This window comes from Amycolatopsis sp. NPDC114484 (assembly GCF_055633755.1).
In genome coordinates this window covers 305,473-332,054 of sequence record NZ_JBVKDQ010000005.1, presented here as the reverse complement: position 1 = coordinate 332,054, position 26,582 = coordinate 305,473, and the positions used below count along the sequence as shown (strand labels likewise).

At 72.2% G+C, this 26,582-nt stretch carries 7 protein-coding genes and 1 pseudogene; 7 read left to right on the top strand and 1 reads right to left on the bottom strand.

All coding sequences use genetic code 11. The features are described 5' to 3' along the window. Positions 1-42 precede the first annotated feature (42 nt). On the bottom strand, positions 43-2,538 hold the full coding sequence (locus ACZ7SW_RS16275; protein WP_470231195.1) for a penicillin acylase family protein: 2,496 nt from the start codon (positions 2,536-2,538) through the stop codon (positions 43-45). Between the two features lie 158 nt (positions 2,539-2,696). Between ACZ7SW_RS16275 and ACZ7SW_RS16270 the strand changes: the two genes are divergently transcribed. From ACZ7SW_RS16270 to ACZ7SW_RS16240, 7 genes and pseudogenes are all read left to right on the top strand, one after another. Further along, positions 2,697-3,503 carry a thioesterase II family protein gene (locus tag ACZ7SW_RS16270; RefSeq protein ID WP_470231194.1) on the top strand — a complete coding sequence of 269 codons (807 nt, stop codon included), beginning with the start codon at positions 2,697-2,699 and terminating at the stop codon, positions 3,501-3,503. Beyond that, the gene (locus ACZ7SW_RS16265) at positions 3,500-5,260 is read left to right on the top strand and encodes a non-ribosomal peptide synthetase (RefSeq protein WP_470231193.1); all 1,761 of its coding nucleotides are present in this window, start codon (positions 3,500-3,502) and stop codon (positions 5,258-5,260) included. Before ACZ7SW_RS16270 ends, ACZ7SW_RS16265 begins: the two co-directional genes overlap by 4 nt. Beyond that, entirely contained in the window at positions 5,257-6,465 is a 1,209-nt protein-coding gene (locus tag ACZ7SW_RS16260) for a cytochrome P450 (protein ID WP_470231192.1), read from the top strand. Before ACZ7SW_RS16265 ends, ACZ7SW_RS16260 begins: the two co-directional genes overlap by 4 nt. Positions 6,466-6,499: 34 nt before the next feature. Beyond that, on the top strand, positions 6,500-6,712 hold the full coding sequence (locus tag ACZ7SW_RS16255; protein WP_470231191.1) for an MbtH family protein: 213 nt from the start codon (positions 6,500-6,502) through the stop codon (positions 6,710-6,712). Between the two features lie 106 nt (positions 6,713-6,818). Next, positions 6,819-11,360 (top strand): annotated as a pseudogene (locus ACZ7SW_RS16250) (amino acid adenylation domain-containing protein); the annotation flags it as partial. Continuing rightward, positions 11,357-19,516: an amino acid adenylation domain-containing protein gene (locus ACZ7SW_RS16245; RefSeq protein WP_470231190.1), complete on the top strand. Its 8,160-nt coding sequence runs from the start codon at positions 11,357-11,359 to the stop codon at positions 19,514-19,516. The pseudogene ACZ7SW_RS16250 and the gene ACZ7SW_RS16245, both read left to right, overlap by 4 nt. Continuing rightward, a complete protein-coding gene (locus ACZ7SW_RS16240; protein ID WP_470231189.1) occupies positions 19,513-26,538 on the top strand; it encodes an amino acid adenylation domain-containing protein in 7,026 nt (2,341 codons plus the stop codon). Before ACZ7SW_RS16245 ends, ACZ7SW_RS16240 begins: the two co-directional genes overlap by 4 nt. The last annotated feature ends 44 nt before the right edge of the window (positions 26,539-26,582 follow it).

Genomic DNA, 26,582 nt, shown 5'->3' with positions numbered 1-26,582 from the left:
CGGTTGACGGGGACCATCGGATTTGGGGACCGGGCAGAGTCATCAGCGCGCCCCCGGTCGCAGGGTCCAGACCACGGCGTCGTGCGGGTCGGCGGTGAGCCGGAGCGGGCGGTACCGGCCCGCGATCCAGTCCGGGATGAAGTTCGCGTACCAGGGCGAGCCCGGGTTTTCGCTCTGCCCGCCCGGATACTGCACCGAAGCCGAGCCGTCCGGCCACGAGACTGCGACGCGCAGGGCCGGGCCGAACGAGGACTGCAGGCCGCCGTCGGCCGCGTCGACGGTCCAGGGGTTGCCGCCGGAGGGCCAGGGGCCGTAGCCGAGGCCGGGGACGCCGGTGATCGACGGGATGACCCGGGTGTGCACGCGGCCCCACGTCCAGCTGGACGGGTCCGGGCCCAGTTTGGCGCCCAGTTCGGCGACGGCCTGGCCGAAGGCGGTGCGCATCGCGGCGGTGGCGGTTCCGCCGGTGGTGCCGGGGCGGCTGAACAGCGGGTTGCGCGGGTCGTGCAGGGTCCAGTGTTCGAGGTTCTGGTTGAGGTTGACCAGTGCCAGTGATGCGCTCAGCCCGTCTTTGTCCACCTCGACGGGGACCTTCGCGGCATCCCAGTGCGGCTGGAAGACCGTGCTCAGGTAGTCGTTCCAGAATTGCCACCATACGGTCGCGGCGGCCGAATCGACGGTCATGGAGAGGGACCAGGTCGACAGCAGGTCCCGGGCGTGGCGCTGGGCGGGGGTGAGCTGGGTGCCGTCCAGGGCGGAGAGGAGCACGGGGACGATTTCGCGCGCCAGGTTGTCGGTGACGTTCTGTTGCAGGGACTGGAAATCCTCGGGGCGGAGGTTGCGGTGCGTGCTCAGGTAGCGGGTGATTTCCCTTGCCCGGTAACCGTTGTCGAAACCTGAAGCGGGGCCTAGGTAGTACGGGTAATCGGGGCCGGTTTGCCGCTGGTTGGCGGAGACGACGAAGTGCGAGGGCGGGTTGTGGACCTGTGGCACGGCTTCGAACGGGATGGTGCCGATGATGTCCGACTCGCCGGTGCCGGAGAGCGGCAGTGCGGCGTCGCCCGAGGCGACCAGTGGGTACACGCCGGGGGCGATCGCGCCGATGTTGCCTCGGTCGTCGGCGTAGACGAAGTTCAGCGTGGGGGCCACCCAGGAGCGCAGTGCGGCGCGGAGTTCGCCGGAATCGCGGCTGGCGTCGATCGCGAGGATGGCGGCGACGTCGGGGGAGGGCAGGTTTCCCGTCCAGCTGACCGCGACGGTCTGGCCGTCGAGGGTCATCAGCGGGCCGTGCACGGTGCGGTCGACGCGCCAGGTCACCGGTTCGCCGCCGTGGACCGGAATGGTGTACTCGGCGGTTTCCACGGCGTGCCAGGCACCGCGCCAGAAGTACTGGCCGGGGCGGGTTCGCTCGCGGTAGTAGAAAGTCGACTGGTTCTGGCCGTCGGTGACCGACCAGGACACGTGCCGGTTGCGGCCGATCACGATGCCGGGGACGCCGGGGTAGCTGGCCCCGGTCACGTCGTAGCCGGGCGAGTGCAGGGCGGCCTGGTACCAGATGGACGGCAGGGTCGTGGGCAGGTGCGGGTCGCCGGCCAGCATCGCGCCGCCGCCCGCGACCAGCGGTCCGTTGGCGGCCCAGGCGTTGCTGTCCGGGAAGGTGTGGACGGGCTGGACGGGAAGGTGCAGGCCCGACGGAGAAGGGTTGCCGGGCAGGGCGGGCGAACCGGTGGACGGGGGAGAACCGGGGGCGGCGGCGTTCGGGTTCGGGGCGGGGAGCGGGGCGATTCCGGCGTCGCGGTACGGGCCGGGGTCGTAGGGGGCTTGAGCGTTGGGCGGCAGGTGCGGGAACAGGCGCCGGGCCAGGTCGGGGCCCAGTGCGGTGGTGAGGATCGATCGTTGCAGCGGGTTGGTCGAGAAGTTCAGTGTCTGGGTGAGGACGCCTTGGGCCACCAGGCTGTCCACGGGGGTCCAGGGGGCGGGGGTGACCCCGGTCAGGGTGTAGATCGCGGGAAGTTGATGTGCGGCAATGGTTTCGGTCATCGACTGGTTGACGCCGCGCGCGTACGCGAGCAGCGCGGTGCGGGCGGGGCTGCCTTGCGGGATCGCCGCCCATTCCGCTTTCGCGGTGCGCAGGAGGCCGAGGCCCAGTTCGAACTTGTCCGAGGAAACGCCTGCGGGGCCTTGGAGTTCGGCCAGTCTGCCTTCGCCCATCCGGCGGGCAAGGTCCAATTCGGACAGTCGGAAGCGGGCGTGCAGGTAGCCGAGGGCGAGGAACACGTCGGCGTCGGAGCGGGCGGTGACGTCGGGCACCCCGTCGGCGTCGAAGGACACCCGGACCGGGGCCGACAGGCCGTCGAAGGCGAGTTCTTGGCTGTGCGGAAGGGTTCCGCCGGCCGCGGACGCCCACACGCCCGTTCCCGGGTTCAGCACCGAACCGAGCGCGGGCAGCGGGCCCAGGCCGGTGCCGGAGACCACCGCCAGCACGACGGCCGCGGCGGTCGCGAGGAGTGCGTTGAGCGTTTTGCGAGGTCGTTTCATAGCGGCCTTCCTGGGACATACCGGGTCGGGCGGACGGTAGCCGGGCGCGGTTTCGATCCGGTGCGGGCGGCGGGTGCGCGGGCTAACCGGCGGCGAACCGGGCGTCCGTAACTTCCTGTGCCGACAGACGAGCAGCAGTCGCGAGCAGAGGAGGACGCGTGGCACAGCGGAAGGGGCGTTGGCTCTTGCGGGAGCCCTCCCGCGACGCGGAGTTCAGGCTTTTCTGTTTCCCCTTCAGCGGAACGGGCGCGTCGTCGTGGCGGCGGTGGCCGGAGCGGATCGGGCCGGTCGACGTGTGCCCGGTCCAGCTGCCCGGCCGCGAGAACCGCATCGGCGAAGAGCCTTGCCGCGACATCGACGCGTTCGCCGACGGGGCGGTGGACTGGCTGGGCGAATACCTGGACCGGCCGTACGCCTTCTTCGGCCACTGCCAGGGCGCGCTGCTGGCGCACGCGGTGCTCAGCCGGGTCGAGGAATTCGACGTCCGGCAGCCGGAGCGGTTGTTCGTCTCGTCGTCCCGGACACCGGATCTGCCGCCGGAACGCCGGTACCGCGCGCCCGCCCCGGGGCTGGCCGGGGTGTTCCACCCGACGATGACCGACGAGCAGTTCGCCGAGGAGCTGCGGCGGGTGGCGCGCACGCTGGGCGGCGACTTGATCCCGGAACTGCTGCCGATGCTCGTCACTGTGCTGCGCGGCGACGTCGAAATGTGTTTCCGTTATGCGCCAACGAATCCCAGTCCGCTGCGCTGCCCGATCACCGCCATCGGCTGGCGCGACGACCAGGACGTGCCCGCCCAGCAGATGACCGCGTGGTCCGCCTACGGCGCCACGACGCATCGCGTGCTGGACGGCGAGAAGCTGACTTTCCTGACCGCCCCGCCCGCGCTGCTGGACGTCATCAGGCAGGACTTGACCGTGGCCGGCGATTCCGCGCCCGCCCTCGAACCGGAGGTGGCCCGATGACCGAGCCCCGCACCCTTGTCGAACTCGTCGACCGGACCGCCGCGCGGCATCCGGACGCGCCGGCCGTGCGCGACGCCGAAAAACAGCTCGACTACACCCAGTTGACCGCCTCGGCGGACGCACTGGCCGCCGCGCTCGCCGAGGCCGGAGTGCGTCCCGAGGACCGCGTCGGCGTTTACCTGCCGCGTGGCGCCGACGTCGTGGTCGCGGTTCTCGGTGTGCTCAAAGCAGGTGCCGCTTACGTCCCGGTGGACGACAAATACCCCGACTCCCGCCGTGACCACCTGCTCGGCAGCGCCGGCCCGCGAGTGGTCGTGACCGTGCCCGGCTGGGCGGGACGGCTGGCGCACCTCGACGTGCCCGTCCTGGAGTGGGACGGGCGTGCTTCCGGTGCGCGCCCCGACGTCGAGATCAGCGGAGCGCACGCCGCGTGCGTGCTGTTCACCTCCGGATCGACCGGTGAGCCGAAGGGCGTCGTGCTGGAGCACCGGCAGATGGTCGGTTTCGCGCTCGATCCGGCGCTGCCCGAGCTGGGACCGGGGGAGCGCACCGCGCAGGCGTCCGGGATTTCCTTCGACACCTTCACTTTCGAGGTGTGGCGCTCGCTCGCGGGCGGGGCCGAGATCGTGGTGGTGCCGTCGATTCCGGAGCTGATGTCGGCGGATCTGCGCAAGGAACTGCGCCGCCGCCGGATCACCGCGATGCTCGCGCCCGCGATCGCGCTGAACCACGTCACGCGTTATGACCGGGAAGCGTTCTCCTCGCTTTCGCTGCTGTGTTCCGGCGGCGACGTCCTGCTCCCGCAGACGTGCGCGGAACTGCGCGCGGGCGGTTTCGCCGGACGGCTGTTCAACCTCTACGGCCCCACCGAGACCACCGTCGCCTGCACCGGCCAGCCGATCGGCGACGAGCCGGGTTACTCCGAGCAGGTGCCGATCGGGCACGAGTTCGCCGGGGCGCGGCTTTCCGTGCTGGACGAGCGGTTGCGCGAGGTCGAGCCGGGCGAACCGGGCGAGCTGTACGTCGGCGGAACCGGGGTCGGCCGCGGCTATCTCGATCGGCCGGGACAGACCGCCGTCCGTTTCGTTCCCGATCCCGCCGCCGGTCCGGGAGCCCGGAGGTACGCCACCGGGGACCGGGTCCGCCGTCGCGCCGACGGCGCGCTGGAATACCTCGGCCGCGCCGACGCTCAGGTCAAGATCCGCGGCGTGCGCGTCGAGCCGCGCGAGGTGGAACGGGTGCTGTGCAAGCATCCGGACCTCCGGGAAGCGGCTGTCATCGCCGAAGGCGAGGCGGGCGACCGGCGGCTCGTGGCGGCGGTGGTGCCGGACAGCGAACGCGTGACTCTGCGCGCGGTCAGGGAATTCCTCGCCGACGAGGTGCCCGAGCAGCTCATCCCGGCGGAATTCGTGGTCCTGGAAGCGATGCCGCTCGACGCGCACGGCAAGCGCGACCTGGCGGCGCTGGGCGACCTGATCCGCGACCGGGCGGACCGGCGGGCCCCGTACGTACCGGCTGACACCGAAACCGAACGGTTCCTCGCCGGACTGTGGGAGGACTTGCTCGCGGTCGAAGGGATCGGGCGCGACGACGACTTCTTCACTCTCGGCGGGCATTCGCTGCTCGCGGTCCGGGTCCGGATGGCGTTGCAGCGCAAGCTGAACGTGACCGTTTCCCCGGAATCGTTGTTCGCCAACAGCGTGCTGTCGGACCAGGCGTCGATGGTCGACGACGCCAGGATGGCGGTGCCGCGATGACCGCGACCGCGATCGATCTGACCAATTTGGACTTGTTCACCGACGGCGACCCGCACGAGGCGTGGGCGTGGCTGCGCGATCACGAGCCGGTCTACTGGAACCCGACCCCCGACGGCGGTTTCTGGGCGCTGACCCGGTTCGCCGACGTTTCCGCGGCCTATGTGGACTCCACGGGCCTGTCGTCGCGCCGGGGCACGGTGATGGGCGGTTCCTACCGCAGCGATTCGGATTCGTCGTCCGGGCAGATGCTGATCGCCTCCGACGTTCCGGCGCACCGGCACCTGCGGCACGTGGTGCACAAGGCTTTCGGACAGTCCATGATGGACAAAGCGGCCGGGTTCGTCCGCCGGTATCTCGGCGAAGCGCTGGACAAGATGACCGCCGACGGCGGCGCGGACTTCGCGGCCGACGTCGCGCCGGTGCTGCCCGCCGGTCTGCTCGCGGCGATGTTCGGGCTCGGCCGGACCGACGCGTTCCGGCTGCTGGAGCTGACCCGGACGATGATCGGCTTCCAGGACCCGCTTTACCGCGGCGGCGGCGAGGAAACGACCGCGCTGGTCACCGCGCAGGTCGAGATCTTCGAACTGATGGCCGACCTGATCGAACAGCGCCGCGAAAACCCGGCCGACGATCTGCCGAGCATCCTGGCCGCCGCGTCGCCGAACGGCCGCCCGATGAGGGAGAGCGAGCTGCTCTACAACTGCCTCAACGTCGCGGTCGGCGGGGACGAGACCACGCCGTTCACCGCTTCCGCCGCGGTGGCCGCCTTCATCGAGCACCCCGGCGAGGCGGCCCGGCTGCTGGCCGATCCCGGGCTGCTGCCCACCGCGCTGGAGGAGGTGTTCCGCTGGACGTCCACCAACGCCTACGTCCAGCGCACCGCGACGCGCGACCTGGTGATCGGCGGCAAGCTGATCGAAGAAGGCCAGTTCGTGACGCTGTGGAACGCCGCCGCGAACCGCGACGAGCGGGAGTTCCCCGAGCCAGGCCGGTTCGACGTCGGCCGCACGCCCAACCACCACCTCGCCTTCGGGGTGGGCATCCACCGCTGCATCGGCGCCGTGGCGGCGCGGATGGAGATCTCGCTGTTCCTGGAGGAGATCGTCCGCCGCGGCCTCGTCTTCCAGCCGGCCGGCGTTCCGCGGCGGCTGCGGTCCAACTTCATGCTCGGGCACACCCGCCTTCCGGTGACCGTGTCCCGCTGATTCCGAAAATCCCGCTGATCAGGAGGAGAAACCGATGAACCCGTTCGAAAACGCCGACGGCCGCTACCTCGTGCTCGTCAACGACGAGGACCAGCACTCGCTGTGGCCGGTGGAACTCGACGTCCCGGAGGGCTGGCACCAGGTGTTCGGCGAGGCGTCCCGCGCGGACTGCCTCGACTACGTGAACACGCACTGGACCGACATGCGGCCGAAGAGCCTGCGGGAAGCGATGGCGGCACAGGCCTGAGCGGCCCAGCCTGACCGGCCCGCTCCGCCCCGCCCGACTCGACGAGGAGAGTCCGATGCTCAACCAGGCCGTCCGCGCCAGCGCGGCGATCCCGGTGTCCGACGAGGTCCTGCCCGCGCTGTTCGAGCGCGGGGTCCGGGATTCCCCGGACGCGCTCGCGGTCGTGTTCGAGGGCACGCGGGTGTCCTACGCCGAGCTGAACGCCCGCGCCGCCCGGCTCGCCGGGTTCCTGCGGGCGCGCGGCGCCGGGGTCGAATCCCGGGTCGCGGTGGCGGTCCCGAGGTCGGTGGAACTGGTCGTTTCGCTGTACGCGGTGCACAAGGCGGGCGGCGCGTACGTGCCGATCGACCCGGATTACCCACCGGACCGGATCGCTTTCCTGCTCGGGGATTGCGGAGCGCGGACCGTGCTGACGACGCGGGCGGTGGCGGCGCGCCTTCCGGCGGTGCCGGGCGTGGAGGTGGTCGAACTCGACGCCGAGCCGGTGCAGTCCGAACTGGCGCGTTTCCCGGACGAGTTCCCGGCCGCCGGGTTGCGGCCGGGGAACGCCGCGTACGTGATCTACACGTCCGGCTCGACCGGGCGGCCGAAGGGCGTGGTGGTCCAGCACGACGGGATCGTGAACCGGTTGCGCTGGATGCAGGACCGCTACCGGCTGGCCCCCGGCGAGCGCGTGCTGCAGAAAACGCCGTCCGGCTTCGACGTTTCGGTGTGGGAGTTCTTCTGGCCGCTGCTCGCCGGGGCCACGCTGGTGGTCGCGAAGCCGGGCGGGCACCGGGATCCGGCGTACCTCGCCCGGCTTGTCCGCGCGGAACGGGTGACCACCGCGCATTTCGTGCCGTCGATGCTGGAGGTCTTCCTCGACGAGCCGGAGGCGGCCGGCTGCACCGGCCTGCGCCGGGTGATCTGCAGCGGCGAAGCGCTGGCCCCGCGCACGCGGGACCGGTTCTTCGAGGTCTTCCCGTCCGCCGAACTGCACAATCTTTACGGCCCCACCGAAGCTTCGGTGGACGTGACCAGCTGGGAATGCGCCGCCTCCGACACCGACGACCCGGTGCCGATCGGCGTTCCGGTGTGGAACACCGGCGCACATGTGCTGGACGCTCAGCTGCGGCCGGTCGCTCCCGGCGTGCCGGGCGAGCTGTACTTGACCGGTGTGCAGCTGGCCCGCGGTTACGGCGACCGGCCAGGGCTGACCGCCGAGCGCTTTGTCGCGGCGCCGTTCGGCCGGATGTACCGCACCGGCGACTTGGCCCGCTGGCGAGCCGACGGCGTGCTCGAATACCTCGGCCGGACCGACAGCCAGGTGAAACTGCGCGGGCAGCGGATCGAGCTCGGGGAAGTCGAGGCGGTGCTGCGCTCGGTGCCCGGCGTTCGCCGAGCGGCGGTCCTGGTGCGGGCGGAGCAGCTGGTGGCTTACGTCGTCGCCGATCCAGTAGATGTCCGCGCGGAGGCGGCGAAGTTCCTGCCGGAGCACATGGTGCCTTCGGCGGTCGTCGTGCTGGACGAGTTTCCGGTGACGGACAACGGGAAACTCGACCGCGCCGCGCTTCCCGAACCGCCGGAACCCACCGCGCCCCGGCGGGCGCCGCGGACCGAGGACGAAGAGCGGCTGTGCCGGTTGTACCGCGAGGTGCTCGGCGTGTCCGAGGTCGGGATCGACGACAGTTTCTTCGACCTCGGCGGGCATTCCCTGCTCGGCGCCCGGCTGATCAGCCGGATCCGCACGGAGTTCGGCGTCGAGCTGCCCATCCAGACCCTGTTCGACGCGCCCGCCGTGACCGCCCTGTCCGCCGAACTCGACAAAGCCGCCCGTGCCCGCCGCCCGCTCGCCCCGATGCCGCGCCCGGACCCGATGCCGTTGTCCTTCGCACAACGCCGGCTGTGGTTCCTGCAGCAGTTCGAAGGGCGGTCGGCCACCTACAACATCCCGCTGGTGCTGCGGCTCTCCGGTCCCCTCGACCAGACAGCGTTGCGCGCGGCCGTCGCGGACGTGGTCGCCCGGCACGAATCCTTGCGGACGATTTTCCCCGCCCACGACGGGGAACCGCGGCAAGTAGTGTGCGCTGACCCCGCCGAGTGGCCGTCATTGTCCACTGTGGAGCTTCCGGAAGACGTTCTCCCCGAATGGGTCCGAGCCGAAACCGGGCGCGGGTTCGATCTGACTGCCGAACCGCCGTTGCGCGCCACCCTGCTGCGGGCCGGCCCGGAAGAGCACGTGCTCGTCCTGGTGGTCCACCACATCGCCGGTGACGCCTGGTCGATGGCGCCGTTCGCGGCGGAAGTGTCGCGCGCTTACTCGGCCCGCTCCGCCGGTCGTGCGCCGGAGTTCGCGCCGTTGCCCGTGCAGTACGCGGATTACACGCTGTGGCAACGAGATCTGCTCGCGAACGAGGAAGATCCGGACAGCGTCGCCGGGCAGCAGCTCGCCTACTGGCGCACCGCGCTGGCCGGGCTGCCCGACGAACTGCCGCTGAAAACCGACCGCCCCCGGCCCGCCGTCGCCGGGTATACCGGCGGGATCGTCCGGCTGGAGATCCCGGCGGACGCGCACCGGCAATTGGCGAAGACGGCGAAACAATGCCGTTCGAGCCTGTTCATGGTGCTGCACGCGACGCTGGCCGTGCTGCTGGGCCGGTCCGGCGGCGGCGCCGACATCCCGCTCGGCACGTCGATCGCCGGGCGCACCGAAGACGCGCTGGCCGGCCTCGTCGGCTGTTTCGTGAACACCCTGGTGCTGCGCGCGGATCTGTCCGGCAACCCGTCGTTCCGGGAGCTGGTCCGCCGGATCCGGCGCACGGACCTGGCCGCGCTGGCGCATCAGGACGTCCCGTTCGAGCGGCTGGTCGACCTCCTGCGGCCGGAGCGTTCGCTCGCCCGGCATCCGCTGTTCCAGGTCATGTTCACCTTCCAGAACGCGCCCGCGGCGACGCTGGAGCTGCCCGGTCTCGCCGTGTCGGCGGCGGAATCCGGGACGGCGACCGCGAAATTCGACCTCAACTTCGAGCTGCGCGAGCGCTTCGACCGCGACGGCGGCCCGGCCGGGATCGGCGTCGCGATCGAGTACAGCCACGATCTGTTCGACGAGACCACCGTCGCCGCGCTCGGCGGCGAACTGCTGGCGCTCCTCGCCGGGTTCGCGGCCGACCCGGACCAGCCGATCGGCGAGCTGACCGCGGCGGCCGTCCAGCGAACCGAGCGGGCCGAGCCGGAGGTCGAGGCGCACCCGGAGCAGGAGGAAATCCTCCGGGCCCTGTTCGCCGACCTCCTCGGCCTGGACCGGGTCGAGGCCGCCGACGATTTCTTCGACCTCGGCGGCGACAGCATCCTCTCCATCCGGCTGGTGAGCCTGGCCCGCAAGGCAGGATTGCCGCTCGGGCCGCAGGATGTGTTCCTGCACAAGACAGTCCGGCGGCTGGCGGCGGCCGCCGCTCTTGCCGCGCCGGTCGGGGCCGACGACCCGGTCGACTCGGTCGGCCCGGTGGCGGCGACCCCGGCGGTGCGCCGGGTGCTGGACCGCGAGTCGGCTCAGTCGGTGCTGCTGCGGGTGCCGCCGTTCCTCGGACCGGCCGGGCTGACCGGGGCGCCGCTGCCCGTGCTGACCGGTGCGGTGCAGGCGGTGCTGGATCACCACGACGCGCTGCGGGCGCGGCTCGTGGGCCGGGAACTGGAGGTCCAGCCGCCCGGCGCGGTCGCCGCGGCGGACTGCGTGACCCGGGTCGGGCCGGACGAAGCTGTGACACCGTGGCTTTCCCCGAAGGGGATGGTCCAGGTGGTGTGGTTCGACGCGGGCGCCGAGCCCGGCCGGCTGCTGGTGGTCTTGAACGACCTGGTCGCCGACGCCGAGAGCCTGCGGATCGTGCTGGCGGATCTCGCCGCCGCGCTGGCGACCCGGTCCCGCGGCGAGACCCCGCGCCTGGACCCGGTCGGTACTTCGTTCCGTGCCTGGGCCGCGACGCAGGCCGACCTGCCCTCCGGGCCGCCTCCCGCCGAGCTGCCGGTAGCTGGCTCGCGGACGGTTTCCTTGCCCGCAGCGGAAACCGCCGCATTGCGCGCTCTGGCGGAAGCCTCGAACACCGGCCTGAGCGAAGTCCTCCTGACCGGCCTGGCACTGGCCTCGGCCCGGCAGGGAACCAGCCAGCTGGTGAGCCTTGAGCGCTCCGGCCGGGAGGAAACCGGCCTCGCCCGCACCGTCGGCAGGTTCGCCCTGCCGGGCGCGGTCCGGTTCGACCTGGGCGCGCTCGACCTGGCCGACGCGTTCGACGGCGGCGAGGCCGCGGGCATCGCGCTGAAACGGGTCAAAGAACAGCTCCGTGCCGCGCCCGGCGATCCCGCACCGGCCCCGGTCGGGTTCAGCTGCCTGGACGACCCCGGCGGCTGGACCGTGGCCGAAGCCGGGCTCGCCACCGCCCTGGGCCATCCGGTCGAGGTCGCCGCCTGGCTGGACGGCGGGACGCTCACCGCCCGCTGGACCTGGTCCGGGGAAGCACCGGCATCGGCCGACAGCTGGATCCCGGCGCTGACCGCGTTGGCCGGGCACGCCGGCCGGCGCGGCGCGGGCGGGCACACGCCGTCGGATCTCCCGCTGGTCCGGCTGAGCCAGCACGAGATCGACGAGTTCGAAGACGAGTTGGAGGACCGGACGTGAACCAGCGCGGCATCCAGGACATCCTGCCGCTTTCGCCGCTGCAGGAAGGGCTGTACTTCCACGCCCATTTCGACCAGGAGGACTCCGACCCGTACACCGTCCAGGTCTCCTTCGACCTCGACGGCGCGCTGGACGGCGGAACGCTCCGCGCGGCGGCGCGGACCCTGCTGCGCCGCCACCCGAACCTGCGCGCGTTCTTCCGGACCGGGAAATCGGGCCGGCCGGTGCAGATCGTCCCGCGCCGGGTGCCCGAACCCGACTGGCGCGACCACGATCTGCGCGCGCTCCCCGCTGATCGGCAGGATGCTGAACTGGCCGAATTGGCCGGGCAGGACCGTTCCCGCCGGTTCGACCTCGCCGCACCGCCGCTCATCCGGTTCACTCTCGCCCGGCGCGGCGAGCGGCAGTACCGGCTGATCGTCACCAACCACCACATCCTGCTCGACGGCTGGTCGCTGCCGTTGCTGCTGCGCGAGCTGTTCACGCTGTACGCGCTCGGCGGCGAAGACCCCGGCCTGGAAGAACCGGCGCCGTATCGCGATTACCTGGCCTGGCTGGCGAACCAGGACCGCGGAAAAGCCGAGAAGGCCTGGCGGACCGCGCTGGCCGGGCTCGACGGCGGAACGCAACTGGTTCCGGTCGCCGCGGGCCACAACGAACCGTCGGTGTCGGTCGAATGCGAGCTGACCCCGGAGGACACCGCCGCGCTCACCGCACTGGCCCGTCGCTGCGGCAGCACCCTCAGCACCGTCGTGCACGGCGCGTGGGCGGTCCTGCTCGGCGGGCTGACCGGCCGGGACGACGTCGTGTTCGGCTCCGTCGTGGCGGGCCGCCCGCCGGAACTCGACGGCGTGGAGCGGATGATCGGCCTGTTCGCCAACACCCTCCCGACGCGGGTGCGGCTCGACCCCGGCGAGAGTTTCGCGCGGCTGCTGGCTCGGATCGGGGAGTGGCAGTCCGGCCTGCGCGAGCACGAATACCTCGGCCTGGCGGACCTGCAGCGGCTGGCGGGCGAGCGCAGCCTGTTCGACACCGTCCTGGTGTTCGAGAACTATCCGATCGGCAGCGAGGCCGCCGACCTCGGCGAGCTGGACCTGACCGTGCGCGTCGCCGGGGCCCGGGACGCGACGCACTACCCGGTGAGCCTGGTTGTGTTGCCCGGCAAGACCTTGCGGCTCCGCCTGGACCACCGGCCCGACCTGGCCGATGCGGCTACTCTCGTCCAGCGGCTGGCCCGGTTGCTCGTCCGCGTCGCCGCGGAGCCGGACGTGCGCGTCGGACAGCTGGACGTCCTGGCCGACGACGAACGCACGCGGATTCTGGAGTCCTGGAACGACACCGCGGTCCCGGTCCCCGCCGAAGCCACCCCCGAGCTGTTCGAGGCGCAGGCGACCCGCACCCCCGACGCGGTCGCTCTGATCCACGGCGGCGTCGAGCTGACCTACGCGCAGGTCAACACCTGGGCGAACCGGCTGGCCCGCGAGCTGATCACGCGGGGAGTCGGGCCGGAAAGCCGGGTCGCGGTCGCGCTGCCGCGCACGCCGAGCCTGCTCGTCACGCTGCTGGCCGTGCTCAAGGCGGGCGGGGCCTACATCCCGCTCGACCCGGCCCACCCGGCCGAGCGCCTCGACGCCATCCTCGCCGACGCCGCTCCGGTACTCGTGGTGACCGACCAGAACACGACGCTCGGATCGGCCCCGGTGCTCGCGCTCGACGAGCCGTCCGTGACCGCCGCGCTCTGCGGCCATTCCGGCACCGACCTGGGCCCCGGCGAGCGGCTGGGCGAGCCGTTGCCGTCGAACGCCGCCTACGCGATCTACACGTCCGGATCCACCGGAAAGCCCAAGGGCGTGGTGATTTCCCGGGCCGCGCTGACGAACTTCCTGCACGCCATGCGCGCTTTCGTCCCGCTGACCCCCAGCGACCGGCTGCTGTCGGTCACCACGATCGCCTTCGACATCGCCGGATTCGAGCTGTACGGCCCGCTGCTCGCCGGGGCCGCCGTCGTGCTCGCCGACCGCGAGTCCGTTATGGACAGTGCCGCGCTGGCGGCGCTGGCAGAAGCCAGCGGAGCCACCGTCATGCAGGCGACGCCGTCGCTGTGGCGCGCGTTTCTCGCGCACGACGACAAAACCGGGGCCGGCCTGCGGATCGTAACCGGTGGCGAGGCGCTGCCCGCCGAACTGGCGGCGGTGATGCGCGAGCGCGGCAGTCAGGTGATCAACCTGTACGGGCCGACCGAGACCACCATCTGGTCCACCGCCGCCGAGATCACCGGCGATGCCCCCACGATCGGCGAACCGATCGCCAACACCCGCTGCTACGTCCTCGACCGCGCCCTGCGTCCGGTGCCCGCCGGGGTCATCGGGGAGCTGTACATCGCGGGCGACGGCCTGGCCCGGGGATACCTGGACCGTCCCGCGCTGAGCGCCGAACGGTTCGTCGCGGACCCCTTCGCCGCGCCGGGCGAGCGGATGTACCGGACCGGCGACCTGGCCCGGTGGACCCCGGACGGCGAGCTGGAGTACCGCGGCCGGGTCGACACCCAGGTGAAGGTGCGCGGATTCCGCGTCGAGCTGGGCGAGGTGGAAACCGCGCTCCGGCGGCATCCGGACGTGCGGGAGGCGGTGGTGCTGGCGCGGCCGGGACCGTCCGGGAGCGCGCGCCTGGTCGCGTACGTCGTCGCTGAGTCCACTATGGACGAAGCAGCGCTGCGGGAACATCTCGCCGCGGGACTGCCCGAGTACATGGTGCCGTCGCTGTTCGTTCCGCTCGACGCGCTGCCGCTGACCCCGAACGGGAAGATCGACCGCAAGGCGCTCCCTTCCGGCGCCCCCTCGGCAAGGCCGGCCGGACGGCGGCCGCGGACCGGGCCGGAGGAGATCCTGTGCGGGCTCTTCGCCGAGGTGCTCGGCGTGCCCGAGGTCGGCATCGACGACGACTTCTTCGAACTCGGCGGCCATTCCCTGCTCGGCGGCCGCCTGATCAGCCGGATCCGCCGGACCCTCGGCGCGGAGCTGCCGATCCGCGCGGTGTTCGACGCGCCGACGGTCGCGGCGCTGGCCCAGCGAGTCGACGTCGCCGGGCGCGCCCGGCGGGCGCTGGAGCCGATGGCGCGGCCGGACGTCCTGCCGCTTTCGTTCGCACAGCGCCGGTTGTGGTTCCTGCACCGGATGGAAGGCGTCGGTTCGACGTACAACATCCCGCTCGCTCTGCGATTGAGCGGGCCGCTGGATCGCGCCGCGCTGACCGCCGCGCTGGCCGACGTGGCGGCTCGGCACGAGGTGCTGCGGACGGTGTTCCCCGAGGTCGACGGCGAGCCGCAGCAGGTTGTTCTTGACGCTTCGGAGGTGACGGTCGAAGCGGTGGCGGCCAATGAGGACGAATTGCCCGGCTTGCTCGCTTCAGCGGCTGGCTATGCCTTCGACCTGACCGCGGAAACGCCGTTGCGCGCGTCGTTGTTCGAGCTTGGCGAGACCGAGCACGTGCTGCTGGTCGTGGTGCACCACATCGCCGGTGACGCCTGGTCGATGGCTCCGTTCGCCGCCGACTTTTCCACCGCGTACGCCGCTCGGGTGCGGGGGAGCGCGCCGGTGTTCGCGCCGCTGCCGGTGCAGTACGCGGATTACACGCTGTGGCAACGGAAACTTCTGGAGGAAGACGACGTCGCTGCGGAGCAGCTGGAGTACTGGCGCAAGCGTTTGCGGGACCTGCCCGCCGAGCTGACTCTTCCAGCGGACCGGCCCCGCCCGGCGGTGTCCGCGCAACGCGGCGGCACCGTCCGGTTCACTCTGCCCGCCGAGACGCGGCACGGGCTGCGCCGGCTGGCGCTGGAATCCGGCGGGACCGCGTTCATGGTCGTGCAGGCGGCGGTGGCCGCGCTGCTGTCCCGGCTGGGTGCGGGCCCGGACGTGCCGCTGGGCAGCCCGATCGCGGGCCGCGCCGACGAGGGCCTGGACGGGCTGGTCGGGTTCTTCGTGAACACCCTGGTGCTGCGCAACGACCTCTCCGGCGACCCGAGTTTCCGCGAGCTGTCCTCCCGGGTCCGGGAAACGAACCTCGCCGCGTACGCGCACCAGGACGTGCCGTTCGAACGCCTGGTGGAGGAACTGAACCCGGCCCGGTCGATGGCCCGGCACCCGCTGTTCCAGGTCATGGTGGCCTGGCAGAACACGCCCCGCGCGGAGCTGGCCCTGCCGGGGCTCGCCGCGGAACTGGTGGACACCGGTGCCGCGCCCGCCCGGTTCGACCTTTCGTTCACCTTCGCCGAGGGTCCGTCCGAAGTGGACGGTTTCGTGGATTACGCCGCGGACCTGTTCGACGAGGAGACCGTGCGGGCGCTGGTGGAGCGGCTCGTCCGGCTGCTCGGTTCCGTGCTGGCCGAACCGGACATCCCACTGAGCAGGCACGACGTGCTCCTGCCGGGCGAACGCGCGGAGCTGCTCCGCTCCCGGCCGCTGCCCGCGGTGGCCCGGCGCGTGCTCCCCGAAACGCCGGAGCAGGCAGTCGCCCGGGTGCTCGACGCCGACGGCCAGCTGGTGCCGCCGAACTCGCCCGGCCTGTTGTGCCTCGGCGGACTGCCCGGAGACTGGGCCGAAGGGCTGGTACCCGACCCGTACGGCGGACCGGACACGTGGATGTATCCGACCGAAGTGCCGGTGCGCTGGCTGCGCGACGGCCGTCTGGTGCGTCAGGTGGTGCTGAACGAGACCCTGGAGGAAGCTCCGACCGGACGCGCGCCGGGCACCCCGCAGGAGGAGATCCTGTGCGGGATTTTCGCCGAGCTGCTGGGCAAACCGTCGGTGGCCGCCGACGAGGACTTCTTCGCGGCGGGCGGGCATTCGATGCTGGCCGCGCGGGTGGTCGGCCGGGTGCGGTCGGTGCTGGGGCTGGAACTGCCGGTCCGGACGCTGTTCGAGGCCCCGACCCCGGCCGGGCTCGCCCGGCGTCTCGCCGAGGCCGGGTCCGCCCGCCCGCCGCTGGTTCCGCAGCCGCGCCCCGACGCGGTGCCGCTGTCGTTCGCGCAGCGCCGGTTGTGGTTCGTCCAGCGCCTGGAGGGCGCGACCTCGACCTACCACATCCCGCTGCCGGTGCGGCTGACCGGCGCGCTCGACCGCGGCGCGCTGGCCGCCGCGCTCGCGGACGTGGTGACCAGGCACGAAAGCCTGCGCACGGTGTTCCCGGAGATCGACGGCGAACCCCGGCAGATCGTGCTGGACCCGCCGGACCGGTTCTTCGAACTGTCCGTTGTGGACACTGAGCGCGCGGAACTGGCCGAGCGGCTGCGGGAAGCCGCCGAACAGCCCTTCGACCTGGCGGAGCGGCCGCCGATGCGGGCGTGGCTGTTCCGTCTCGGCGAGGCCGAGCACGTGCTGCTGGTGGTGGTGCACCACATCGTCGGCGACGAATGGTCGATGGGGCCGCTCGCCGCGGACCTCGCCGCCGCCTACGCCGCCCGCACGGCCGGGCAGGCCCCGGAGTTCGCTCCGCTGCCGGTGCAGTACGCGGATTACGCGATCTGGCAACGGGATCTGCTGAGCGGCGGTCTCGCTGCCAGTCAGCTGGACTACTGGCGGCGCCAGCTCGCAGACTTGCCGGAACAGCTCGAACTCCCGGGCGCCGGGCCGCGTCCGGCCGAATCGTCCTACCGGGGCGGCGTGGTTCCGTTCGCCCTCGGCGCCAGTGCGCACCGAGCCCTGCGGAAGCTCGCCCTCGACTGCGGCGCGACTCCGTTCATGGTCGTGCAGGCGGCGCTCGCGGCGTTGCTGTCCCGGCTCGGCGCGGGGGAGGACATCCCGCTGGGCACGCCGGTCGCGGGCCGGGTCGACGACGGCACCGATCCGCTGGTCGGGTTCTTCGTGAACACTTTGGTGCTGCGCAACGACGTTTCCGGCGACCCGTGCTTCCGGGAGCTGGTCGGCCGGGCGCGCGAAACGGACCTGGCCGCGTACGCGCACCAGGACGTGCCGTTCGAGCAGCTGGTGGAGAAGATCAACCCGGCCCGTTCGCTGTCGCGGCATCCGCTGTTCCAAGTGATGCTGTCGTGGGCAGGCGGCGGCGACGTCCGGCTGGACCTGCCGGGGCTCACGAGTGAGCTGATGACGCCGGAGAGCCGCGTCGCCAAGTTCGACCTGACCCTCAACGTCGCCGAAACCTGGGACGGGGGCGATCCGGACGGCCTCGCCGGGACTGTCGAATACAGCACCGATCTGTTCACCGAGGCGAGCGCGCGGCGGCTGGGCGACCGGCTGACGCGGCTTCTCGAATCCGCGGTGGCCGAGCCGGACCGGAGGGTCGGGGAGCTGGAGGTGTTCCTGCCCGGCGAACGCGAGCGGCTGGACGTCGCTGGCCAAGGTGCCGCGCTGGACTTCGCTCCCGGCACGGTCCCGGACCTGCTGGCTGCTTCTGAGGAAACGGCACTGGTTTTCGAACAGCAGTCGCTGTCGTACGCCGAATTGGCCGCCCGGATCAACCGGCTCGCGCGGGCCCTGATCGCGCGTGGCGTAGGCCCGGAATCGGTGGTCGCGGTGGTCACTCCGCGCACCGCCGACGCGATCGTGGCGTTGTTCGCCGTGCTCGCTTCCGGCGCGGCCTATCTGCCGGTCGACCCGGACGTTCCGGACCAGCGCGTGAAGACGCTGCTCGCCGAATCCGGTGCGATGCTGGCGATCTCGGCCGGGGAACCGGCCTGCGGCGATGTGCCGGTGCTGGCTCTCGACGATCCGGCCGTCGCCGCGGAACTGGCGCGGACGCGACCGGACACCGTGCTCGACAGCGAACGGATCCGCCCGCTGCGCCCGGAACACCCGGCGTACGTGCTCTACACGTCGGGATCGACCGGACGTCCGAAGGGCGTGGTGGTGGAGCACCGCAACCTCGTGCATCTCTTCCACACGCACCGGACGGACCTGTTCGAGCCGTCCGTGCGGGAGCACGGCGGACGCCGGTTCCGGGTCGCGCTGACCGCCGCGTTGTCGTTCGACACCTCGTGGCAAGGGCTGCTGTGGATGCTCGCCGGGCACGAACTGCACCTGGTCTCCGATCCGGTCCGCCGCGATCCGGAAGCCCTCGTCGGCTACGTGCGCGAGCAGCGGATCGATTACCTCGACATCAGCCCGACCCTGTGCCAGCACCTGGTGAACGCCGGTCTTCTCGACGGCGACCACCGGCCGGCCGTCATCGGGCTCGGCGGCGAGGCGATCACCGCCCCGCTGTGGGAACGCTTGCGGGCGTGCGAAAACCTCGTGAGCCACAACTACTACGGTCCGACCGAGGCCACTGTGGACACTCTCGGCACCAGGCTGTCGGTCGCCGAGGAACCGGTGCTGGGCCTGCCGTTGCGCGACATCCAGGCTCGCGTGCTGGACCGTTGGCTGCGGCCGGTGCCGGCCGAAGCGGACGGTGAGCTGTACCTCGCCGGTCCGCAGCTGGCCCGGGGCTACCTCGGCCGTCCGGACCTGACCGCCGCCGCGTTCGTGGCGGATCCGTTCGGCGGCGGCCGGATGTACCGCACCGGCGACGTGGTGCGGCGGCGGCCGGACGGCACGCTGGAGTACCGCGGGCGGGCCGACGAGCAGGTGAAGATCCGCGGGTTCCGGATCGAACTCGGCGAGGTGGAATGCGCGCTCGGGCGGCATCCGGACGTCGCCGCCGCGGTCGCCAGCGTCCGGCCCGGCAGGCTCGGCGAACCGATGCTGGCCGCGCACGTGGTGCTTCGGTCCACTGTGGACAGCAAGGCCCTGCGCGCGTATCTCGCCGACGCGTTGCCGGATTACCTGGTGCCGTCCGCGATCCTGGCCGTCGACGAGTTCCCGGTGACCTCCAGCGGCAAAGTCGACCGCAAGGCGCTGCCGGAACCGCCGGTGCGCGCGGAGGCAGCCCGTCCGCCCCGGACCGAGCCGGAACGGGTGCTCTGCGGGATTTTCGCGGAACTGCTGGAACTCCCGTCGGTCGGGATCGACGACGGGTTCTTCGACCTCGGCGGGCATTCGCTGCTCGCCACCCGGCTGATCAGCCGGGCCCGTTCGGCGCTCGGCGTCGAACTGTCCGTCAAGACCGTGTTCGAGGCGCAGACTGTCGCCGCTCTCGCCGAGCGGCTGGGCACTGCGGAGAAGGCGCGGCCCGCGCTGCGCCCCCGGATGAGGGAGGCCTCGTGATTCCGCTTTCCTATGCCCAGCAACGGCTGTGGTTCCTCCACCAGCTCGAAGGGCCTGGTTCCACCTACAACCTGCCGCTGGTGATCCGCCTGCGCGGCCCGCTGGATCCCGCCGCCCTCGCCGCGGCGCTGCACGACGTCGTCCGGCGGCACGAGGTGCTGCGCACGACCTTCTCCGACGAGAGCGGCGAACCGTGCCAGATCATCGCCGCTGAGGCCACTCCGGAGGTGTGCGTCGCCGAGTGCGCCGAAGCCGACGTGCCCGAACTGGTCGCCGACGCCGTCCAGCGGCCCTTCGACCTGCGCGCCGATCTGCCGATCCGGCTCGCGCTGTTCCGGCTCGGCGCCGAGGAACACGTGCTGGTCCTGGTGACGCACCACATCGCCAGCGACGGCTGGTCGATGGGCCCGCTGGTCCGCGACCTGGCCACCGCTTACGCGGCGCGGCTCGACGGCCGGGAGCCGGAGTGGGTCCCGCTTCCCGTGCAATACGCCGACTACACCTTCTGGCAGCAGGAAATCCTCGGCGCCGAAGACGATCCGGACAGCACTCAGTCCCGGCAGCTGGCCTACTGGCGGGACACGCTCGCCGGTCTCCCGGACGAGCTCCCGTTGCCGCTGGACCGGCCGCGCGGCGCACGGGCCACGAAACGCGGCGACTCCGTCTCGGCGCGCGTGGATTCCGCCGCGCACCAGGCGTTGCTGCGGCTCGGGCAAGACCGGCAGGCGACGCTGTTCATGGTCGTCCAGACCGCGCTGGCCGCGTTGCTGCACCGCCTCGGCGGCGGGACCGACATCCCGATCGGCTGCACCGTCGCCGGCCGGACCGACGAGGCGCTGGACGACCTGGTCGGCTTCTTCGTCAACACGCTCGTCCTGCGCACCGACGTCGGCGGCGATCCAGGCTTCGGCGAATTGCTCGGCCGGGTCCGGGAATCGGTGCTCGGCGCGTACGCGAACCAGGAGCTGCCGTTCGAACGGCTGGTGGAAGAGCTGAAACCGGCGCGGTCGCTGACCCGGCACCCGCTGTTCCAGGTCATGCTGGCGTGGCAGACGGTGTCCGAATCCGAGGTGGCGTTCCCCGGGGTGCGCGCCGAACTGGAGCCGTTCGGCTGGGACACGGCGAAATTCGATCTCACCTTCACCGTCGCCGAACGGCCGGACGGGCTCGACCTGGCGTGCGAGTTCGACACGGACCTGTTCGACCGGGAGACCGTCTCGGCGATGCTGGCCCGCCTCGTCCGGCTGCTGAACGTCGCCGGTGCCGAGCCGGATCTGCCGATCGGCCGGATTCCGTTGCTGGACACCGAAGAAACCGCGCTGCTGGAACGGTCGAGCCGCGGCCCCCAGATCGACCTCGGCGACTGGACAGTGCCCGCTCTGGTCGCCGCACAAGCCGCGCGCCAGCCGGACGCGGTGGCGGTGAGCGCCGGGGAAACCCGGATCAGCTACCGCGAACTCGACCGGCGGGCCAACCAGTTCGCCCACCGGCTGCGGGCGCTCGGAGTCGGCCCGGAAACCCCGGTCGCGATCTGCGCGGACCGGGTCCCGGACCTCCCGGTCCTGCTGCTGGGCATCCTGCGCGCGGGCGGCCACTACGTGCCGGTCGATCCGGCGCATCCGAGCGAACGGATCGAGTTCCTGTTCGAGGACACCGGCGCGGACGTACTGGTGGCTCAGCGGCAGTACGCCGACCGGGCCCCGGCGGGCGTGCGCACGGTTGTGTGGGAAGACACCGACCTCGGCGACCTGCCGGACACCCCGCCGCCGGTCGCCGTCCGGCCGGACAACCTGGCCTACATCCTCTACACCTCCGGATCGACCGGGCGGCCGAAGGGCGTCCAGGTTTCGCACCGGGCGATCGTCCGGCTCGTGCACGGCCAGGAATACAGCGAGTTCGGCCCCGGCGCGGTGTTCCTCCTGCTGGCTTCCCAATCCTTCGACGCGGCCACCTTCGAACTGTGGGGCTCGCTGTGCACCGGGGCGCGGCTCGCGGTCCATCCCGCTGGCGTGCCCGACGCGGACGGCCTGGCGAAGGTGCTCGAAGCGGAGGGCGTCACCACGCTGTGGCTCACCGCCGGGCTGTTCCATTCCGTGGTCGACCAGCGGCCGGACGCGCTGGCCGGGCTCCGGCACGTGCTCGCCGGGGGCGACGTGGTGTCTCCCGCGCACGTGCTCGCGCTTCGGGAACACGGTCCGGTGCGGGTCGGGAATGGTTACGGGCCAACGGAATGCACGACCTTCGCGTGCGTCGACCCGGACGTGGTGGTCGCCGATGCCGCGCGTCCGGTGCCGATCGGCGGCCCGATCGCGGGCACCCGGGCGTACGTCGTGGACGAGCGCCTGCGCCGGGTCCCGGTCGGCGTGCCGGGCGAACTGATGCTCGCCGGGCCGGGGCTGGCCCGGGGCTACCTCGGCCGCGCGGGCCACACGGCGGAGCGGTTCGTGGCCTGCCCGTTCGAGCCCGGCGAGCGGATGTACCGCACCGGCGACCAGGCCCGGGTGCTGCCGGACGGGACGCTGGAGTTCGCCGGACGGCTGGACGACCAGGTGAAACTGCGCGGGTTCCGGGTCGAGCCCGGCGAGGTCGCCGCGGTGCTGGCCGGGCATCCGGAGGTCGCGCAGGCGGCGGTCGTGCTGCGCGAGGACCGGCCGGGCGATCAGCGGCTGGTCGGCTATGTCGTGCCGAGCGGCGAGAGCACCGCGGACTTGCGTGCGTATGCCGAATCGGTGCTGCCCGCTCATCTCGTGCCGTCGGCCGTGCTCGTGGTGGACGAGTTCCCGTTGACTGCCAACGGAAAGGTGGACCGCGCCGCACTGCCCGCTCCCCAGTACGAGACCGCTGCCGGGCGCGCGCCGCGGACGGCCGCCGAGGAAGTCCTTTGCGGACTCTTCGCGGAGGTGCTCGGCCTGCCCAGGGTCGGCCCGGAGGACGGATTCTTCGACCTGGGCGGACATTCGCTGCTCGCCATGCGATTGGTCGGCCGGGTCCGCGCGGCGTTCGACGCGGACCTCGGCGTCCGTGACGTCTTCGAAGCCCCGACCCCGGCGGCACTGGCGGTCCGGTGCGAACGGGCCGGTGCGGTGGGACGACCGGCGCTGATCGCTGCGGTACGTCCAGCCGCCGTCCCGCTGTCGTTCGGCCAGCAGCGGCTGTGGTTCCTCAACCGCTTCGACCCGGAAAGCCCCGACTACAACGTGCCGTTCGGCTGCCGCCTGACCGGCGCGCTCGACACCGAGGCCCTGGCGGCGGCGTACCACGACGTGCTCGGCCGCCACGAAATCCTCCGTACCGTCTACCCGGACCACGACGGCGTGCCTTGCCAACAGATCCTGGACGTCCGGCCGGACCTCGCCCCGATCCCGGTGGACGACCTCGAAGCAGCGGCCGCCGAAGCCGCCGGTCGCGGGTTCGACCTGCGCACCGAGGCGCCGATCCGCGCCCGGCTGTACCGGCTGGGGGAGCGGGACCACGTCCTCCTGCTGGTCATGCACCACATCGCGGTCGACGGCATGTCGCTGGCCCCGCTCGCCCGGGACCTTTCGACCGCCTACCGCGCACGGCTTCGCGGCCAGGCGCCGGACTGGCCCGCGCTGACCGTGCAGTACGCGGATTACGCGCTGTGGCAACAGGAATGGCTCGGCGCGGAATCCGACGAGACCAGCGTGCTCGGGCAGCAGCTGCGGTTCTGGCGCGACAATCTGGCCGGGCTGCCGGACCGGCTCGTCCTGCCGGTCGACCGGCCGCATCCGCCGGAGGGGGGCCGCGCCGCCGGCACCGTCCCGCTGGAACTGCCCGCGCGGGTGCACGAGCGCCTCGCGGACCTGGCGAAAAGCCAGGGCGCGTCGCTGTTCATGGTGCTGCGGGCGGCGCTCGCGGGCGTGCTCACCCGGCTCGGCGCCGGAACCGACATCCCGCTCGGCGGCATCAGCGCGGGCCGGGTCGACGAGGCGCTGGACGGCCTGGTCGGGTTCTTCGTCAACACCCTCGTCCTGCGCACCGACACCTCCGGCGACCCGGCGTTCACCGAACTGCTCGCCCGCGTGCGCGAGAACGACCTGGCCGCGTTCGCGCACCAGGACCTGCCGTTCGAACGGCTCGTCGAGGCGCTCAACCCGGCGCGCTCGCTGTCCCGGCATCCGTTGTTCCAGGTCAAAATCATGGTGCACAACCTGGACGCGGCCACGCCCGACCTGCCTGGCCTGCGCGCCGAACCGCTGCTCCACGAAGCGGCGGAGGCGAAGTTCGACCTGTCGATCGACCTGTTCGAATCCCGGGACGAGGCAGGCCGCCCGGCCGGAGCGGGCGGTTCGCTGGCCTACCGGGCGGACGTGTTCGACCACGCCACCGCCGAGCAGATCGCCCGGCTGCTGACCCGGTTCCTCGCGCGGATCGCGGAACGCCCCGAGCGCCGGCTCAGCGAGGTGGAACTGGTCGACGCCGAATCCCGCCGGCAGCTGATCTCCGACTGGAACGACACGGACGCGCCGGTCCCCGCGGAATCGGTGCTCGAACTGTTCGCGGCTAGGGTTTCCGCCGTCCCGGACCAGCCCGCCGTGCGCTGTGCGGGCGAGGAGCTGACCTACGCCGAACTGAACGCGCGAGCGAACCGGCTCGCCGGGTGGCTGCGCGAGCTGGGCGCGGGACCGGAACGCGTGGTCGCGCTCGCGCTGCCGCGCGGAATCGACCTGGTCGCCGCGATCCTCGCCGTGCACAAGACCGGCGCGGCGCACCTGCCGCTCGACCCCGGCCAGCCGGCCGACCGCATCGGCTTCATGCTGGCCGAGAGCGAACCGGTCGCCGTGCTGACCGCGGCCGCCCTCGCCGGTCAATTCCCCGGCGCCTGGGTCCTGGACAGCCCGTCCGTGCGCGAACGCCTCCGCGGCTACCCGGACACCTACGAAGTTGTCCCGCCACCGCGGGACTGCCCGGCCTACGTCATCTACACCTCCGGCTCCACCGGCCGGCCGAAAGGCGTGGTCATCCCGTTCTCCGGACTGTCCACAGTGGTCGCCGCGCTGCGGGAACGGAACCCGCTGGCTCCTGGCGAGCACTCCGTGACGGTGGCCAGCTTCTCCTTCGACATGTCGATCGCCGACCTGTTCTGCTGCCTGCTCGACGGCGCCTGCCTGGTGATCGCGACCCCCGACGAGATCCGGGACCCGGCCGCGCTGGCGGCGCTTCTCGGCCAGGCGCCCGGCCCGGTCACCCTCACCGCGACGCCCACCCTGCTCGGCGAACTGACGCCCTGCCTGAACGACCGCCTGGACGACGTGCGGATCATCTCGGGCGGCGAGACGCTCCCCGACGAACTGGCCCGCACCCTGGTCGCGCGCGGCGCATCGGTCATCAACGTCTACGGGCCGACCGAAGCGTCGATCTGGGCCACCGCGGACGCTGTCGACGGAATCCCGGCGGGTCAGCCGATCGGCCGCCCGCTCGCCAACTACCGCGCCTATGTGCTGGACGCGGACCTCCGTCCGGTCCCGGTAGGCGCTCCCGGCGAGCTGTACCTGGCCGGTCCCGGCCTGGCGCGGGGCTACCTCGGCCGCCCCGGCCTGAGCGCGGCGCGGTTCGTGGCGAATCCGTTCGACGCGGGCCGCCGGATGTACCGGACCGGCGACGTCGCGCGCTGGCGGTCCGACGGCCGCCTGATGTGCCTCGGCCGGATCGACCATCAGGTCAAGATCCGCGGTTTCCGCATCGAACTGGGCGAGGTCGAAGCGGCTCTCACCGGCCACCCCGGGGTTGCCGCCGCCGTGGCGATGGCTCGCGAGGACCGCCCGGGCGACGTCCGCTTGATCGCCTACGCGGTGCCCGCCGCCGGACAGACCGTGGATCCGGCCGCGCTCCGCGCCCACGCCGCTCGGAGCCTTCCGGCCTACATGGTGCCCGCGGCCGTCGTCGTGCTTCCGGTCTTCCCGGTCAACACCGCCGGAAAGCTGGACCGCGCCGCACTGCCCGCCCCGGAACCGCCCCGGGCCCCGGCCGGCCGTCCTCCGCGCACCCGGCGGGAGCAGACGCTGTGCGGCCTGTTCGCGGAACTGCTCGGACTGGACTCGGTGTCGATCGACGACAGTTTCTTCGACCTCGGCGGCCATTCCCTGCTCGCCGCCCGGCTGATCAGCCGCGTGCGGTCGGCGCTCGGGGCGGAGGTCGGCATCCGGCAGCTGTTCCAGTCGCCGACCGTGGCCGGACTGGCCGCCGCGCTGGACGGCCCGGACGGCGGCTCCCCGCTGGACGTCGTGCTGCCCCTGCGCGCTGGGGGAGAGGCCGAACCGCTGTTCTGTGTGCATCCGGCGTCGGGCATCGCGTGGGTCTACGCGGGTCTGCTGCCGCACGTTGACTCACGGCATCCGGTCTACGGCCTGCAGGCGCCGGGCCTGACCGACCCGGCCCGCCGTCCGTCCGATGTGGACGGATTGGCCGCGGAGTACCTGCGGCTGATCCGGGAGATCCAGCCGACCGGTCCGTATCACCTGCTCGGCTGGTCCTTCGGCGCGGAAGTGGCACACCGGATCGCCGCCCGGCTCGCCGCGGCTGGGGAGCGGGTCGCGTCGCTGGTCCTGCTGGACGGCACCACGGGGATCGCTGCGCCGCCGGTCCAAGACGTCTACGCGGGGTTGCTGGGCTCACTCGGCTTCGATCTCGGCCGGTTCGGCGGTGCGCCGCTGACCGAGGCGGATTTCCTCGCGGTGGCTGCCGAACCCGGCGGGCCGCTGGCCGATTTCGCACCGGCGGAACTGTCCGCGATGGCGGCGGTGTTCGGGCATCATCTGGCGATCGCCGGAAGCGGCGAACCGGGGGTGCACGAGGGCGACGCGCTGGTGATCTCGGCCGTCCGGGACCGGGACTCGGACTCGCCGGATCCCGCCTTGTGGCGGCCGTACGTGACCGGCGAGATCGAGGTGCGCGAAGTGGATTGCGCCCACGGAGAACTGACCCAGCCCGCCGCGATGGCGGTGCTCGGCCCGCTGATCGCGGCCCGCCTCGCCGCCGGGAGCGCCGCGGCCGTGGGCTAGCCGCTGCCCAGCACCTCGGCACCCCACACGCCCCCGGCCCGGCC